Annotated in this window: 15 protein-coding genes; 4 read left to right on the forward strand and 11 right to left on the reverse strand. The window is 73.7% G+C overall.

From position 1 onward, the window contains the following. The 9 genes from ACYVJ4_RS02245 to ACYVJ4_RS02285 all read right to left on the reverse strand — a co-directional run. On the reverse strand, positions 1-1,596 hold a 1,596-nt coding region (locus tag ACYVJ4_RS02245; protein ID WP_460458478.1), incomplete at its 3' end, for an NADH-quinone oxidoreductase subunit G. After that, entirely contained in the window at positions 1,593-2,927 is a 1,335-nt protein-coding gene (nuoF, locus tag ACYVJ4_RS02250; RefSeq protein WP_460458479.1) for an NADH-quinone oxidoreductase subunit NuoF, read from the reverse strand. The genes ACYVJ4_RS02245 and nuoF, both read right to left, overlap by 4 nt. 2 nt (positions 2,928-2,929) lie before the next feature. After that, a complete protein-coding gene (nuoE, locus tag ACYVJ4_RS02255; RefSeq protein WP_460458480.1) occupies positions 2,930-3,838 on the reverse strand; it encodes an NADH-quinone oxidoreductase subunit NuoE in 909 nt (302 codons plus the stop codon). Continuing rightward, positions 3,838-5,205 carry an NADH-quinone oxidoreductase subunit D gene (locus ACYVJ4_RS02260; protein ID WP_460458481.1) on the reverse strand — a complete coding sequence of 456 codons (1,368 nt, stop codon included), beginning with the start codon at positions 5,203-5,205 and terminating at the stop codon, positions 3,838-3,840. Before ACYVJ4_RS02260 ends, nuoE begins: the two co-directional genes overlap by 1 nt. Continuing rightward, the gene (locus ACYVJ4_RS02265) at positions 5,205-5,966 is read right to left on the reverse strand and encodes an NADH-quinone oxidoreductase subunit C (RefSeq protein WP_460458482.1); all 762 of its coding nucleotides are present in this window, start codon (positions 5,964-5,966) and stop codon (positions 5,205-5,207) included. Before ACYVJ4_RS02265 ends, ACYVJ4_RS02260 begins: the two co-directional genes overlap by 1 nt. After that, positions 5,963-6,517 (reverse strand): NuoB/complex I 20 kDa subunit family protein, encoded by a 555-nt coding sequence (locus ACYVJ4_RS02270; protein WP_460458483.1) that lies wholly within the window; start codon positions 6,515-6,517, stop codon positions 5,963-5,965. Before ACYVJ4_RS02270 ends, ACYVJ4_RS02265 begins: the two co-directional genes overlap by 4 nt. A gap of 7 nt (positions 6,518-6,524) precedes the next feature. Beyond that, entirely contained in the window at positions 6,525-6,884 is a 360-nt protein-coding gene (locus ACYVJ4_RS02275; RefSeq protein ID WP_460458484.1) for an NADH-quinone oxidoreductase subunit A, read from the reverse strand. A gap of 244 nt (positions 6,885-7,128) precedes the next feature. Beyond that, positions 7,129-7,302, reverse strand: a complete 174-nt coding sequence (locus tag ACYVJ4_RS02280; RefSeq protein ID WP_460458524.1) for a CsbD family protein — start codon at positions 7,300-7,302, stop codon at positions 7,129-7,131. Between the two features lie 79 nt (positions 7,303-7,381). Next, positions 7,382-8,077: a demethylmenaquinone methyltransferase gene (locus tag ACYVJ4_RS02285; RefSeq protein WP_460458485.1), complete on the reverse strand. Its 696-nt coding sequence runs from the start codon at positions 8,075-8,077 to the stop codon at positions 7,382-7,384. A 51-nt stretch (positions 8,078-8,128) separates the two neighbouring features. Here ACYVJ4_RS02285 and ACYVJ4_RS02290 point away from each other — a divergent pair, with 51 nt between their 5' ends. The 3 genes from ACYVJ4_RS02290 to ACYVJ4_RS02300 are packed head-to-tail and all read left to right on the forward strand — an operon-like array spanning position 8,129 to position 11,381. Continuing rightward, positions 8,129-9,400, forward strand: a complete 1,272-nt coding sequence (locus tag ACYVJ4_RS02290) for an isochorismate synthase (protein ID WP_460458525.1) — start codon at positions 8,129-8,131, stop codon at positions 9,398-9,400. After that, complete coding sequence (locus ACYVJ4_RS02295) at positions 9,397-10,242, forward strand: acyl-CoA thioester hydrolase/BAAT C-terminal domain-containing protein (protein ID WP_460458486.1); 846 nt, start codon at positions 9,397-9,399, stop codon at positions 10,240-10,242. Before ACYVJ4_RS02290 ends, ACYVJ4_RS02295 begins: the two co-directional genes overlap by 4 nt. A 29-nt stretch (positions 10,243-10,271) precedes the next feature. Beyond that, positions 10,272-11,381 (forward strand): oxidoreductase, encoded by a 1,110-nt coding sequence (locus ACYVJ4_RS02300; RefSeq protein WP_460458487.1) that lies wholly within the window; start codon positions 10,272-10,274, stop codon positions 11,379-11,381. Here ACYVJ4_RS02300 and ACYVJ4_RS02305 read toward each other — a convergent pair. Both ACYVJ4_RS02305 and ACYVJ4_RS02310 read right to left on the reverse strand, forming a co-directional pair. Then, positions 11,355-12,392 carry an SLAC1 family transporter gene (locus ACYVJ4_RS02305; protein ID WP_460458488.1) on the reverse strand — a complete coding sequence of 346 codons (1,038 nt, stop codon included), beginning with the start codon at positions 12,390-12,392 and terminating at the stop codon, positions 11,355-11,357. The two genes, ACYVJ4_RS02300 and ACYVJ4_RS02305, sit on opposite strands and share 27 nt — an antisense overlap. Before the next feature lie 56 nt (positions 12,393-12,448). After that, complete coding sequence (locus ACYVJ4_RS02310; RefSeq protein ID WP_460458489.1) at positions 12,449-13,387, reverse strand: LysR family transcriptional regulator; 939 nt, start codon at positions 13,385-13,387, stop codon at positions 12,449-12,451. Between the two features lie 119 nt (positions 13,388-13,506). Here ACYVJ4_RS02310 and ACYVJ4_RS02315 point away from each other — a divergent pair, with 119 nt between their 5' ends. Further along, positions 13,507-15,057 carry an MFS transporter gene (locus ACYVJ4_RS02315; protein ID WP_460458490.1) on the forward strand — a complete coding sequence of 517 codons (1,551 nt, stop codon included), beginning with the start codon at positions 13,507-13,509 and terminating at the stop codon, positions 15,055-15,057. Positions 15,058-15,060 lie beyond the last annotated feature (3 nt).

Genomic DNA, 15,060 nt, shown 5'->3' on the forward strand with positions numbered 1-15,060 from the left:
GAAGAAGACGGCGCCGCGCTCGCCGGCGCAGCCGAGCGCCCAGGCCAGCCGGGCGCCGGTGGTGTCGGCCAGCCGCAGCACCGCCGACAGCGCGCCGGGCACGGTGGCCAGGCGCTCGCCGACCAGGATCACGGACCCGTTGGTGCGCAGCAGCTGCGTGGTGGCGGAGACCTCGTCGGCGCCCTGCGCGATCGCGTCGACGACCTCGGCCTCGGTGCCCGGGCCGGCCGGCACGAGCCGGCCGTCGAGCTTCTCGAGCCCGCGCGAGGCCCAGCTGGCGACCGACACGACCTGCTGGCCGTGACGGCGCACGGCCTTGCGCAGCCGCAGGAAGACGATCGGCGACTCCTCCTCGGGCTCGAACCCGACGAGCAGCACGGCCGGCGCGGCCTCGAGCTCGGCGTAGTCGACGCCCTCGGCGCCGACCCAGGCGCCGGCCACGGCGTGGGCCAGGAAGTCGGCCTCCTCGGCCGAGTGCGGGCGCGCGCGGAAGTCGACGTCGTTGGTGCCGAGCGCGACGCGCGCGAACTTGGCGTAGGCGTAGGCGTCCTCGTGCGTGACGCGGCCGCCGGTCAGGACGCCGACGCCGCGGGCGGCGCGTGCCGCGGCCAGCCCCTGCGCCGCGACGGTGATCGCCTCGGGCCAGGACGCGACGCGCAGCTCACCGGTGTCGGCGTCGCGCACCAGCGGGTGGGTGAGCCGGTCGGTGGTGGCGTACTGGAAGGCCCAGCGGCCCTTGTCGCAGTTCCACTCCTCGTTGACCTGCGGGTCGTCGCCGGCCATCCGGCGAAGGACGACGCCGCGCCGGCTGTCGACGCGGATCGCGCAGCCCGAGGCGCAGTGCTCGCAGACGCTCGGCGTCGAGACGAGGTCGAACGGACGGCTGCGGAACCGGTACGCCGCACCGGTCAGGGCGCCCACCGGGCAGATCTGCACGGTGTTGCCGCTGAAGTAGCTCTCGAACGGCTGCTTGGCGTAGATGCCGACCTGCTGCAGCGCCCCGCGCTCGACCAGCTCGATGAACGGGTCGCCCGCGACCTGCTTGCTGAACCGGGTGCAGCGCGCGCACAGGACGCAGCGGTCGCGGTCGAGCAGCACCTGGCTGCTGATGTTGACCGGCTTGGGGAAGGTGCGCTTGACGTCGGTGAAGCGCGACTCGCCGCGGCCGTTCGACAGCGCCTGGTTCTGCAGGGGGCACTCGCCGCCCTTGTCGCACACCGGGCAGTCGAGCGGGTGGTTGATGAGCAGCAGCTCCATCACGCCGTGCTGGGCCTTGTCGGCCACCGGCGAGGTGCGCTGGGTCTTGACGACCATGCCCTCGCTGACGGCCAGCGTGCACGAGGCCTGCGGCTTCGGCATCGCCCGCAGCTCGCCGTCCGGGCCGGGGGTCTGCACCTCGACGAGGCACTGGCGGCAGGCGCCGACGGGCTCGAGCAGCGGGTGGTCGCAGAACCGCGGGATCTGCACGCCGATCTGCTCGGCCGCGCGGATGACGAGCGTGCCCTTGGGCACCTCGACGTCCGCGCCGTCGATGACCACGCGCACGTGGTCGTCGCGGGTCGCCGGCTGGCCACCGGTGGGAGTGGTGACGGTCATGGTGCTGCGATCACCTCGGGTGCGAACAGGGCGGACGCCGCGGGGTCGAACGGGCAGCCGCCGTGCGGGTTGTCGGCCGACGGCAGGTGGCGCAGGTACTCGTCGCGGAAGTACTGGATGCTCGACGTCACCGGGCTGGTGGCGCCGTCGCCCAGGGCGCAGAACGAGCGACCGAGGATGTTGTCGCAGATGTCGAGCAGCTTGTCGAGGTCGGCCTCGGTGCCCTGGCCGTGCTCGAGCCGGTGCAGCACCTGCTTCATCCAGTAGTTGCCCTCGCGGCACGGCGTGCACTTGCCGCAGGACTCGTGGGCGTAGAAGTCGATCCAGCGGTCGACGGCGCGCACGACGCACGTGGTGTCGTCGAAGATCTGCAGCGCGCGCGTGCCGAGCATCGAGCCGGCCTTCGCCACGGACTCGAAGTCCAGGGGGACGTCGAGGTGCTCGGCGGTGAAGATCGGCGTCGACGAGCCGCCCGGCGTCCAGAACTTCAGCGGGTGCTCGGCGCTGCGCATGCCGCCGGCCATGTCGAGCAGCTCGCGCAGCGTGATGCCGAGCGGCGCCTCGTACTGGCCGGGACGCTTGACGTGGCCGGACAGGCTGAACAGCCCGAAGCCCGTGGACTTCTCGGTGCCCATCGAGCTGAACCAGTCGGCGCCCTTGCTGATGATGGCCGGGACGCTGGCGATCGACTCGACGTTGTTGACGACGGTCGGGCGCGCGTACAGGCCCGCGACCGCGGGGAACGGCGGCTTGAGCCGCGGCTGGCCGCGCCGGCCCTCGAGCGAGTCGAGCAGCGCGGTCTCCTCGCCGCAGATGTACGCGCCGGCGCCGGCGTGCACGGTGACGTCGAGGTCGAAGCCCGAGCCGAGGATGTTCTTTCCGAGGAAGCCCTTGGCGTAGGCCTCCTCCACCGCGCGCATCAGGCGGCGGTAGACGTGCACGACCTCGCCGCGCAGGTAGATGAACGCGTGGTCGCAGCCGATGGCGAACGACGTGATCGCGACGCCCTCGACCAGGAAGTGGGGCGCCGCCATCATCAGCGGGATGTCCTTGCAGGTGCCCGGCTCGGACTCGTCGGCGTTGACGACGAGGTAGCGGGGTCCGCCGTCCGGCGGGGGCAGGAAGCCCCACTTCATGCCGGTGGGGAAGCCGGCGCCGCCGCGGCCGCGCAGGCCGGAGTCCTTGACCCGCTGGATCAGGTCGCCCTGCGACATGCCCAGCGCGGTGCGCAGCGCCGAGTAGCCGTCGTGCGCCTCGTAGGTCTGCAGGCTCCAGGACTGCTCGGCGTCCCAGAACTCGGTGAGGATCGGGGTGAGCGTGGTGGGGGCCATGCTCAGTCCTCCTTGTCCGCGGCCGGCTCGGCGGGCTTCTTGCGCGCCGCGGTCTTCTTCGTCGTGGACTTGCGGGCGTTCTTGGCCGGGGACGTCGAGGCCGCGCCCTGCGCGCCCTCGGCCGCCGCGGCGTCGCTCGAGCTGGGGGCGCCGGGCGCCGCCACGTGCTCGGCCGCGACCTGCTCGGCCGGCGCGCTGGAGCCCGAGCTGTCGGACGACGGAGCCGTCCAGCCCTTCTCGCGCGCCAGCTTCAGGCCCTCGAGCGAGGGACCCGCCGCGCCGACGCCCTCGTCGGCCAGGCCGTCGGGGAAGCCGGCGAGCACGCGGGAGACCTGCTTGAAGGTGCACACGCGCGACGGGCCGCGGGTGGGGGCCACGGCCTCGCCGGCGCGCAGCTTGTCGACGAGGTCGCGCGCCGAGCTCGGCGTCTGCTGGTCGAAGAACTCCCAGTTGACCATCACCACCGGGGCGAAGTCGCACGCCGCGTTGCACTCGACCCGCTCGAGGGTGATCGCGCCGTCGTCCGTCGTCTCGTCGTGGCCGACGTCGAGGTGGTCGCTCAGGGCGTCGAAGATCTGGTCGCCGCCCATGATCGCGCAGAGCGTGTTGGTGCAGACGCCGACGGTGTAGGTGCCGTTGGGGTGGCGCTTGTACTGCGTGTAGAACGTCGCGACGCCCGCCACCTCGGCGGTGGTGAGGTCGAGCAGCCGCGCGCACAGCTCGACGCCGCGCTGGCTGACGTAGCCTTCCTCGGACTGCACCAGGTGCAGCAGCGGCAGCAGGGCCGAGCGCTTCTGCGGGTAGCGCGCGACCACGAGCGCCGCGTCGGCCTCGAGCCGCTCGCGGACGTCGTCCGGGTAGGTGTCGGCACCCTCGGCGGCGACGAACGTCGCCTGGTACTCGGCCGGCATCAGCGGTCCACCCCTCCCATCACCGGGTCGATCGACGCGACGGCGACGATGACGTCGGCCAGCTGGCCGCCCTCGCACATCGCGGCCGTGGCCTGCAGGTTGTTGAAGCTCGGGTCGCGGAAGTGCGCGCGGTACGGGCGCGTGCCGCCGTCGCTGACCAGGTGGACGCCGAGCTCGCCCTTGGGCGACTCGACCGCCTGGTAGACCTGGCCGGCCGGCACCCGGAAGCCCTCGGTGACCAGCTTGAAGTGGTGGATCAGGGCCTCCATCGAGGTGCCCATGATCTGCTTGATGTGGTCGAGGCTGTTGCCCATGCCGTCCGAGCCGATGGCCAGCTGCGCGGGCCAGGCGATCTTCTTGTCGTCGACCATGACCGGGCCCGGCGTGGCCTGCAGCCGGTCGGCGGTCTGCTCGATGATCGACAGCGACTCGTAGCACTCGTCGAGCCGGATGCACAGGCGGCCGTAGGCGTCGCAGGTGTCGCGCGTCATGACCTCGAAGTCGTAGGTCTCGTACCCGCAGTACGGGTCGGACTTGCGCAGGTCGTGCGGCAGACCGGTCGAGCGCAGGATCGGGCCGGTGATGCCGAGCGCCACGCAGCCGGTGAGGTCGAGGTAGCCGACGTCGACCGTGCGGCCCTTGAGCACCGGGTTCTCGAGCAGCAGGGCCTCGAGCTCGCCGAGGCCACGGCGCACCGCCGGCACCATGTCGCGGATCAGGTCGATCGCGCCGGGCGGGAGGTCCTGCGCCACGCCGCCGGGGCGGACGTACGCGTTGTTCATGCGCAGGCCGGTGATGTTCTCGATCACCTTCAGGACGCGCTCGCGCTCGCGGAAGCCGACGGTCATGACCGTCGTCGCGCCCATCTCCATGCCGCCGGTGGCGGTGGCGACCAGGTGCGAGGAGATCCGGGTGAGCTCCATCATCAGCACGCGGATGATCGAGGCCCGCTCGGGCACCTGGTCGGTGATGCCGAGCAGCCGCTCGACGCCGAGGCAATACGCCGTCTCCTGGAACATCGGCGTCAGGTAGTCCATGCGGGTGCAGAAGGTCACGCCCTGGGTCCAGGTGCGGAACTCCATGTTCTTCTCGATGCCCGTGTGCAGGTAGCCGATGCCGGCCCGGGCCTCGGTCACGCTCTCGCCGTCGATCTCGAGGATCAGCCGGAGCACGCCGTGCGTCGAGGGGTGCTGCGGCCCCATGTTGACGACGATCCGCTCCTCGCCGAGCTGCGCGGCCTCCTCGGCGACGTCGTCCCAGTCGCCGCCGGCCGCGTTGAACACGGCGCCGCCCTTGGACGGTCCCTCGGAGTCGGTGAGGCCGTAGGGGTCCTGCTCGACGGTCTGGTCGATGGTCTGGTCGCTCATCAGCTGTACGACCTCCGCTCGTCGGGCGGCGGGATCTGCGCGCCCTTGTACTCGACGGGGATGCCGCCGAGGGGGTAGTCCTTGCGCTGCGGGTGGCCGGGCCAGTCGTCGGGCATGAGGATCCGGGTCAGCGCCGGGTGGCCCTCGAAGACGATGCCGAACATGTCCCAGGTCTCGCGCTCGTGCCAGTCGTTGCCGGGCCACACCTCGACCACCGACGGGATGCGCCGGTCGTCGTCCGGGCAGCTGACCTCGACGCGAACGCGGCGGCCGCCGTGGGTCAGCGAGAGCAGGTGGTAGACCGCGCGCAGCTCGCGACCGGCGTCCTGCGGGTAGTGCACACCGCTGACGCCGGAGCAGATCTCGAACCGCAGGCCGGGCTCGTCGCGCAGCGCGCGGGCCACGGCGGGCAGCGCGTCGCGCCGCACGTGCAGGGTCAGCTCGCCGTGCTCGACGACGACCTTCTCGACCGCCTCGTCGAAGGAGGTGCCGTCGTCCTCGAGCGCGGCGGCCAGGTCGGTGGCCGCGCCCTCGAACCAGCCCTCCAACGGGCGGGTGGCGGGCGCGCCGAACGACACGGCGCGCACCAGCCCGCCGTAGCCGGACGTGTCACCGCTGCCGTGGATGCCGAACATCCCGGTGCGGACGTCGACCAGCTCGGCCTCGCCGCCGGTGGTCGCGACCTCGGACGTCGTCGGCGCGGCCTCCTGCGCCACGACGGCGTCGGGCTTGGTCTGCTCGGCGCCCTTGTCGCCGCTCATCGCAGCAGCCCGTGCATGTGCTCGGTGGGGGTCGACCGCAGCGCGGCGGCCTCGGCGGCGCGCGCGGCTTCGGCCCGGTTGACGCCCAGCGGCGTGTTCTGGATCTGGTGGTGCAGCTCGATGATCGCGTTCAGCAGCATCTGCGGGCGCGGCGGGCAGCCCGGCAGGTAGATGTCGACCGGGATGATGTGGTCGACGCCCTGCACGATCGCGTAGTTGTTGAACATGCCGCCGCTGCTCGCGCAGACGCCCATCGAGATGACCCACTTGGGCTCGGGCATCTGGTCGTAGACCTGGCGGACGACGGGCGCCATCTTCTGGCTCACGCGACCCGCGACGATCATCAGGTCGGCCTGGCGCGGCGTGGCGCTGAAGCGCTCCATGCCGAAGCGCGCGATGTCGTAGTCGGGCGTGCCGACGGCCATCATCTCGATGGCGCAGCAGGCCAGGCCGAACGTCGCCGGCCAGACCGAGCTCTTGCGCATGTAGCCGGCGAGGCCCTCGACCGTCGTCAGCAGGAAGCCGGCGGGCAGCTTCTCCTCGATACCCATGAAGACCTCAGTCCCAGTCCAGTCCGCCGCGGCGCCACACGTAGGCGTACGCGATGAACACGGTGAGGATGAACAGCACCATCTCGACGAGGGCGAACACCCCGAGGCGGTTGAACCCCACCGCGAACGGGAACAGGAACACCGACTCGATGTCGAAGATGATGAAGAGCATGGCGGTCAGGTAGTACTTGACCGGGAAGCGCCCGCCGCCGGCCGCGTGCGGCGACGGCTCGATGCCGCACTCGTACGCGTCGAGCTTGGCGCGGTTGTAGCGCTTGGGCCCGGCAGCCGAGCCCGCCCCGATCGAGAACACCGCGAATCCGGCGCCGATCGCGAACAGGACGAGGATCGGGATGTAGGGGTTCACGCCGCCTCGCTCCCCTCTGTGGTCCGTGGTCGTTCGTCGAGCATCCTAGGGCGGCGCCACGCGGCTCCGAGATAAGGCGGGCCTTACCTGTCGGAGCGGGTGGCGAGACCCCGCGGGTGCGCTCGTGAAAACCTTCACGAGCGCGGTCGGCACTCTACGCTCCTCGCCCGGCGCACGGTGACCGGCACCCTCCGGGCGGAGCGTGCCGGTCACGGTGCGGAGCAGCCCCTCGGGGCCGGGCGCCTCAGTGCTTGAAGGCGTCCTTGACCTTCTCGCCGGCCTGCTTCAGGTCGGCCTTGGCCTGGTCGCCCTTGCCCTGCGCCTCGAGCTCCTCGTCGTCGGTGAGCTTGCCCGCGGCCTCCTTGGCCTTGCCGCGCAGGTCCTCACCGGTGTTCTGGAGCTTGTCGTCGTTGCCCATCGCGCTCTCCTTCACCAGACGTCGTCGGTCGTCGTCCAGTGAAGTCCGGGTGCGGCCCGCCCGCATCCCGAGCGGTGGGTCAGGCGGGGCGGGTGGCGCGGTGCAGCGCGACGATCCCGCCGCTGAGGTCGCGCCAGGCGACGTCGCCCCAGCCGGCGCCCTGCAGCCGCTCGGCGAGCGCCTGCTGGTCGGGCCAGGCGCGGATCGACTCGGCGAGGTAGACGTAGGACTCGGGGTTCGAGCTGACCTTGCGGGCCACCGGCGGCAGCGCGCGCATCAGGTAGTTGACGTAGACGGTGCGGAACGGCGCCCACACCGGGTGGCTGAACTCGCACACGAGCAGCCGGCCACCCGGACGCGTCACGCGCAGCAGCTCGCGCAGGCCGGCGTCCGGGTCGACGACGTTGCGCAGGCCGAACGAGATCGTGACGGCGTCGAAGGCGGCGTCGGCGAACGGCAGCCGGGTGGCGTCGCCGGCGGTGAACGGCAGGTCCGGACGACGGCGCTTGCCGACGCGCAGCATGCCGAGCGAGAAGTCGGCCGGCACGACCTCGACGCGCCCGTCGGCGAACGGCTCGCTGCTGGTGCCGGTGCCCGCCGCCAGGTCGAGCACCCGCTCGCCGGGACGCGCGTCGAGGGCCCGCAGCACCGCGCGGCGCCACAGCCGGTCCTGGCCGAGCGACAGCACGTCGTTGGTCAGGTCGTACCGGTCGGCGACGGTGTCGAACATCGCCGCGACCTCGTCGGGGCGCTTGTCCAGGTGGGCTCGGCTCACCCGCTCATCCTCCCGCACCCGATGGGCGGGGTGGCCAGGGGCCGACCTACGCTGGACGACGTGACCGTCGCCCCGTCCGCCGCCGCGGCCCCGCTCGTCGTCCGGACGGTCCCGGTCGCCGACCCGGGCCCGTTGCTGGACCTGCTGCCCGACGAGCCCGCGTTCTCGTGGGTGCGTCGCGGCGAGGGCCTCGTCGGGTGGGGCGAGGCCGCGCGGTTCGAGGCGTCGGGCGACGACCGCTTCGACGACGCGCAGGCCTGGTGGGGCGAGATGCTCGCGCACGCCGTCGTCCGCGACGAGGTCGACGTCCCCGGCTCGGGCGCGGTGGCGTTCGGGTCGTTCGCGTTCGACGCGCGCTCGGGACGGCAGAGCGTCCTCGTCGTGCCCGCCGTCGTGGTCGGACGGCGCGGCCACCGCTGGTGGGTCACGACCGTTGCGGCACAAGGAGTCCTGCCGGCGGCGGCTGAGCTCGCGCAGCACGAGGCGTCCGCGCCCGGCGAGGTGACCTACGCCGACGGCACGATGTCGGGCGCCGACTGGGAGCTCGTCGTGGCGCGGGCCGTCGAGCGGATCGGCGCCGGCGACCTCGACAAGGTGGTGCTCGCGCGCGACCTCGAGGCCCGCACGAGCGCGCCCGTCGACCCGCGCTGGCTGCTGCGCGGCCTGGCCGACCGCTACCCCGGCTGCTGGACCTTCTCGGTCGACGGCCTCGTCGGCGCGACGCCCGAGCTGCTGGTGCGGCTCGAGCGCGGGCTGGTGCACTCCCGCGTGCTGGCCGGGACGATCCGGCGCACCGGCGACGACGAGCACGACCTCGCGCTGGCCGGCTCGCTGGCGCGCTCGAGCAAGGACCTCGAGGAGCATGAGTACGCCGTCCGGTCGCTGGCCGAGGCGCTGTCGCCGCACTGCACGTCCATGAACGTGCCGGAGGCACCCTTCGTCCTGCACCTGCCCAACGTCATGCACCTGGCCACCGACGTGGCCGGTGTGCTCGCCGACGGCGCCACCTCGCTCGCGCTCGCGGCCGCGCTGCACCCCACGGCCGCGGTCGGCGGCACCCCCACCGCCGCCGCGATCGAGCTGATCCGCGAGCTCGAGGGCATGGACCGCGGTCGCTACGCCGGGCCGGTCGGCTGGACCGACGGCAGGGGCGACGGCGAGTGGGGCATCGCGTTGCGCTGCGCCGAGCTCGACCCGTCCGACCGGCACCGGGTGCGGCTGCTCGCCGGCTGCGGCATCGTCGCCGGCTCCGACCCCGAGGCCGAGCTCGCCGAGTCCGACGCCAAGCTGGTGCCGATGCGGGACGCGCTGAACCGGTCATGACCGAGGCCCAGCCGGTCGGGCCCGGTGTGCACGGGCTGCTCCTCGAACCGGACGGCCCGCCCCGCGCCGCGGTCGTGGTGCTGTCCGGGTCGAGCGGCCGGCTCGAGGTCGGCCGGGCGCAGCTGCTCGCCGACCAGGGCGCGCTCGCCCTGGCGCTGCAGTGGTTCGGCGGCCCCGACCAGCCGCCCGGCATCTGCGAGGTGCCGCTCGAGACGCTCGTCAGCGCGGTGGACCTGTTGCGGCAGAGGGCACCTGGGGTACGGGTCGGCGCGATCGGGCTGTCCAAGGGAGCCGAGCTCGCCCTCGCGACGTCCGTCGTCTGCGACCGGCTCGACGCCGTCGTGGCCCTCGCCCCGACCCACGTGGTGTGGGCCAACGTCGGACCCGGCGCCGACGGCGAGACCTACCCGTACCGCTCGTCGTGGACCTGGCAGGGCCGGCCGCTCCCGTTCGTCACCTACGACGAGACGTGGGAGCCGGGCCCGGCCCCGGTCGCCAACATCGAGATCTACCGCCGCTCGCTCCTGCTCGACCCGGCCCGCACCGACGCGGCACGGATCGACGTCGGTGCGGCGGCGGCCGACCTGCTGCTGGTCGGCGGCGGCGACGACCACATGTGGGACGGCGTCGCGCACGCCCGCGAGCTCGAGTCGGTGCGGGTCGCGGCCAGCCGTCCGGTCGAGGTCGTCACCCACCCGGCCGCCGGTCACCGCGTGCGCTTCCCCGGCGAGCCCGCGGTGCCGCCGTCCGAGCTCTACGACCACGGCGGCACGCCGGAGGCCGACGCCGCGCTGGGTGCGCTCGCGTGGCCCCGGGTGCTCGCGACGCTGGGTCTGGTCTGACGCCGACGGGCTGGGTAGGTTGCCCTGCCATGACCGGCCGATCCGTCCTCCGCCCGCTCACCCTCGTCGCGACCGCCTCGGCGCTCGCCGTCCCGGCCCCGCTGCTCGGCGCCGAGGTCGCGTCCGCGCACGGCCGCGGCCACGGCGACCAGCAGCTGCGGTGGCAGGACACGGCTCCGACCGGCACGACCGCGCGGTTCCGCGGCCTGGCGCCGGTCAACCGCGACGTCGCGTGGGTGTCGGGCAGCCTCGGCACGGTGCTGCGCACCGACGACGGCGGCCGCACGTGGGACGACGTCTCCCCCGGTGGCGACACCGCGACCCTGGAGTTCCGCGACATCGAGGCCTTCGACGCGCACCGCGCGGTCATCCTGTCGATCGGCCCCGGCGGTGACTCGCGCATCTACCGGACGTCGGACGGCGGGCACTCCTGGCACCAGGGCTTCGCCAACCCGGACGAGAACGCCTTCTACGACTGCATGAGCTTCTGGGACGACCAGCACGGCCTGGCGATGAGCGACCCGGTCGACGGGAAGTTCCGGGTGATCGCCACCAGCAACGGCGGGCGCTCGTGGAGCGTCGTCGACCCGGCCGGCATGCCGGACGCCCTCCCCGGCGAGTTCGGCTTCGCCGCCAGCGGCACCTGCCTCGTGACCGCCGGGCGCTCGGACGCCTGGATCGCCACCGGCGGCGGCGCGCAGTCGCGCGTGCTGCACAGCCGCGACCGCGGGCGCACCTGGACGGCCGCCACCACCCCGGTGCCCAGCAGCGAGGCCGGCGGGATCTTCTCGCTCGCCGTCCGGCACACCCGCGAGCTCGTCGCCGTGGGCGGTGACTTCACCGCGCCCACCGTCGGCACGAAGGCGTCGGCCTACTCGAAGGACGGCGGACGGCGTTGGGCGCAGGGCGGCGACCTGGGCGGCTACCGCTCGGGCTCGGCCTGGCTGCCGCGGTCCCGCGCGTCGGTCGTCGCGGTCGGCCCGACCGGCTCGGACGTCTCGCGCGACGGCGGGCGGCACTGGACGGCGTTCGACACCACGAGCCTCGACAGCGTCGAGTGCACGCGAGACGGCGCGTGCTGGGCGTCCGGCGAGCGGGGCCGCGTGGCGGTGCTACGAGGTTTGTCGCACCACCGCTGACGCGAGCTGCCCGTCGGCCACGGGTGCCGGCAGGAAGCGGTGGTGGACGAGGGCGTCGACGGTCCTGACCGCCAGCAGACCGACGAAGGCGGACAGCGCCGCGAGCAGCACGTACGCCCACACCCGTCGGTGGTCCACGTGCTCGGCGACCAACCACGTCAGCGCGTTGCCGACAGCCGCCGCCCACGGGAACGAGAACGACCACCAGCCCGGTCCGAACGGCACGGTCCGGTAGGCGGGCACGAGGCCCAGCTGCGTCACGACCATGAGGAGCGCGTACCCCGCGAGGGCCAACGCCACCGTGTCCGCACGGCCGCCGTTGACGGCGAACCAGGCGTTGCCGCAGACGACTGGTGGGGCCAGCAGGATCGCCATGGTCGGCAGCAGCGCCGCCGGGAGCCGCTCCTGACCGACGAGGTGGTGCAGCAGGACGCCCCCGACCAGCAGCCAGCTCACCACCCCGGTGCCGAGCAGGAGCCGGGCGAGGTCCGGGTGCCCGAAGCCGGCCGCCTCGGTCGCCGCCACCAGGGGCGCACCGACCGAGGGCAGGTAGTAGCCGGGGTGCCAGTGGGTGGAGGGCGAGTCGTCCAGCGCCCACACGGCGAGCAGGTGTCCCCCGAGCACCAGTGCCGCGACGACGGACCCGACGTACAGGGCCAGGGCCGGGACCGGAAGGTGCGGCCTGAGGCCGCCGGCGAGGAGCATCCCGACGATCGCGGGGACGCTGACGAACGGCCCGAAGACGTGGTCGGAGAGCTCGGTCCGCCAGCGGCCGGTGCGCAGCAGCGAGCGCCCGTACACGACGAGGGTGGTCAGCCAGACCGCGCCGGTGACCAGCCAGAGCACGTCGGCGACGACGGCAGGGGCGCCCGCGACCTCCGTGCCGTCGGCCCACGCCTGGGCCAGGCCGGCCAGCCCGAAGCTGATCGCGAACAGGTTGGGGGTGGCGCGCCGGACGACGGGGTGCGCAGCGCGGGGGTGGCGGTGGGGGCGCTCGAGGAGGGTGGTCATGAGGACCACCGTGCTGGGGCGGGAGCGACGGCGGTACCGACCTCGCGCTTGGTGGGCTACAAGGCCGACTGGTACCCGGCGATGTGCCCGATCAGGTCGCGCGCCGCGCCAGCCGGTGGCTGGCGCCCGCCGAGCCAGACCGCCCTGAGGTCGCGGCGCATGTCGAGGTCCTCGACCGGCACCCGCACCAGCAGGCCCCGGCTCGTGTCGTCGCGGACGGCCAGCGAGCTCAGGACGGCGGGAGCGGCGCCCGCGGCCACCGCCGACCGGATGGCCGTGGCCGTCGACAGGGACAGCGCCGGCTCGGCCGGCTCGTGGTCGGGGCCGACGGCCCGCCGCAGGGCGGCGTCCAGGGCGTCGCGCGTGCCCGACCCGTGCTCGCGCGTGACCAGCGAGCAGGTGGCCAGCTCGGCGGCGGGCAGCGGCTGGCGCCGGCGGGCCCACGGGTGCGTGGGTGCCACGACCAGGACCAGCTCGTCGTGCGCGACGACGCGGCTGCTCAGCCCCGCCGGGACCCGCGGTCCCTCGACGAAGCCGAGGTCTGCCCGGCCGTCCTCCACGTGGGCGACCACCGTCTCGCTGTTGACCGCGGTGAGCTCCAGCTCGGGCCGACGACCCGGCGGACCGGAGCGGTGGAAGGAGACCAGCCAGCCCGGGAGCAGCTGCTCGGCGACGGTGAGGCTGGCGCTGACGCGCAGCCGGCTGCGGTGGTCCTCGCGCAGCGCGGCGAGACCGGCGTCGAACTGCGTGGCCACGTTGAGCAGGCGGGTGGCCCACTCGACCACGACCACGCCGTCGTCCGTGAGCTGCGACCCGCGGGGTCCCCGGCGGACCAGCACCACCCCGGTCTGCGCCTCGATCGACCGCACGCGCGCCGAGACGGCCTGCTGGCTCACCCCGACCTCGGCCGCGGCGGCGTTGAGGCTGCCCGTGCGCGCCACCGCGAGCAGCACCTCGATCGCGGACAGGTCGGGCACGTGCCCGCTCAGCGGCATGCCCGGATGCTAGCCCTCCACAAGCCCCGGTTGTAGGTGCCCAGGCGCGACCCGCCTACTGCTGCCGCTCGTGCGGCGCGACCGTCGTGGTGACCGTTCCACCACAGGAGGAGCACCCCATGACCACCACCGGACGCCGCACCGTCGCCCTCACCGCGATGGTCTTCGCCGTCGCCATGACATTCATCGACCAGACCATCGTGTCGGTCGCCGCCCCGCGCATCCAGGCCGACCTCGGCCTGACGAGCGCCGGGCTCCACTGGGCCGTCAACGCCTACCTGGTCGCGATGGCCGCGCTGTTCGCCTTCGGCGGCAAGCTGGCCGACACCCTCGGCGCCCGCCGGACCGTCACGCTCGGCGTCGTCACCTTCGCCGTGGCGTCCGCGCTCTGCGGGCTCGCCCCCACAGGCGCCGGGGCCGAGGCGTGGCTCGTCACCTTCCGCGCCCTCCAGGGCGCGGGCGGCGCACTGATGTACCCGGCCGCGCTCGCGGTCGTCGTCGGCGCCTCGGACGCCACCCACCGTGGCCGCACCCTGGCCATGTTCTTCGGCATCGCCGGCGCTCTCACGGCGGTCGGGCCGTCGGTCGGCGGCTTCCTCACCGCCTGGACCTGGCGGTCGATCTTCTGGATCAACGTCCCCGTGGCGGTCGTCGCCCTGGTCCTGGTGGCCCGGGCCGAGATCCGGGACGAACGGCGGCCGGCCCCGCTCGACGTCCGCGGCCTGCTCCTGCTCGTCCCCGGCGTGGCGACCGTCGTGGTCGGCCTGCAGCAGAGCGGCACGTGGGGCTGGGGCAGCCCGCTGACGGCCACCGCGCTCGCCGTCGGCGCTGCGCTGCTCGCCGCGTTCGCCGCGGTCGAGCTGCGGGCAGCCGAGCCCCTAGTCGACCTGCGCGCCTACCGCGACCGGGCCTTCGCCGTCGACAACGTCGTCCTGTTCGGCGCCATGGTCGTCTTCATCCCCCTCTTCCTCGTGACGAGCGAGTACGGCCAGATCGCCCTGGGACGCACCCCCGCCCAGGCCAGCCTGCTGCTGCTGTACTTCTTCGCCGGGTTCGTGGTGGCGGCCCAGGTCGGTGGACGGATGCTCGACCGTGGCGGGGTCCGTCGGCCCGTGGTGCTGGGCTCGGTGCTCGCGGCGGTCGGCCTGCACGGCTGGGCGGCCCACGTGACCACCCTGGCCGTCGGCCCGCAGGTCGCGTTCATCGTGCTCGTCGGAGCGGGCCTGGGGCTGGTGATCGGGCAGGCGAACACCGACGCGCTCGTGCACTCCGACCCGGCGGCCTACGGGCAGGCGACGGGCATGACGCAGACCGTGCGCAACTTCGGCTCCGGCGTGGGCCTGGCGATCACGGCCGCGATCCTGCTGGACCGCCTGCGCAGCGGCCTGGCGAGCTCCCTGGAGGAGCAGGGCGTCCCGTCCGGTGCCGCGCACCGCCTGGCGGACAGCATCGCCCAGCTGGACGGGCACCGTGCCGCCGGCGCCGTCCCGGGCTTCGTCCGCGCCGACTTCGCAGCGGCGACCAGCAGCGTCCTCGGCGTCCTGGCGTGGGTCATGGTGGCCACCGCCGTCGTGGCCGCGGTCGGCCTGCCGCGCCGTCGCCACCGCCAGGGCTCACCGGTCGAGACTGCGGTCGAGGCTGCGCCGCGGCTGACGGCAGGGGTGCGCTGACAT

This window comes from Angustibacter peucedani (assembly GCF_054779595.1).

Coding starts and splice junctions, on each gene's coding strand:
- ACYVJ4_RS02305 (WP_460458488.1), bottom strand. CDS start 12,392: ATGACCACCCTCCTCGAGCGCCCCCACCGCCACCCCCGCGCTGCGCAC.
- nuoF (WP_460458479.1), bottom strand. CDS start 2,927: ATGGCCCCCACCACGCTCACCCCGATCCTCACCGAGTTCTGGGACGCC.
- nuoE (WP_460458480.1), bottom strand. CDS start 3,838: ATGCCGGCCGAGTACCAGGCGACGTTCGTCGCCGCCGAGGGTGCCGAC.
- ACYVJ4_RS02265 (WP_460458482.1), bottom strand. CDS start 5,966: ATGAGCGGCGACAAGGGCGCCGAGCAGACCAAGCCCGACGCCGTCGTG.
- ACYVJ4_RS02280 (WP_460458524.1), bottom strand. CDS start 7,302: ATGGGCAACGACGACAAGCTCCAGAACACCGGTGAGGACCTGCGCGGC.
- ACYVJ4_RS02310 (WP_460458489.1), bottom strand. CDS start 13,387: ATGCCGCTGAGCGGGCACGTGCCCGACCTGTCCGCGATCGAGGTGCTG.
- ACYVJ4_RS02300 (WP_460458487.1), top strand. CDS start 10,272: ATGACCGGCCGATCCGTCCTCCGCCCGCTCACCCTCGTCGCGACCGCC.
- ACYVJ4_RS02260 (WP_460458481.1), bottom strand. CDS start 5,205: ATGAGCGACCAGACCATCGACCAGACCGTCGAGCAGGACCCCTACGGC.
- ACYVJ4_RS02315 (WP_460458490.1), top strand. CDS start 13,507: ATGACCACCACCGGACGCCGCACCGTCGCCCTCACCGCGATGGTCTTC.
- ACYVJ4_RS02295 (WP_460458486.1), top strand. CDS start 9,397: ATGACCGAGGCCCAGCCGGTCGGGCCCGGTGTGCACGGGCTGCTCCTC.
- ACYVJ4_RS02270 (WP_460458483.1), bottom strand. CDS start 6,517: ATGGGTATCGAGGAGAAGCTGCCCGCCGGCTTCCTGCTGACGACGGTC.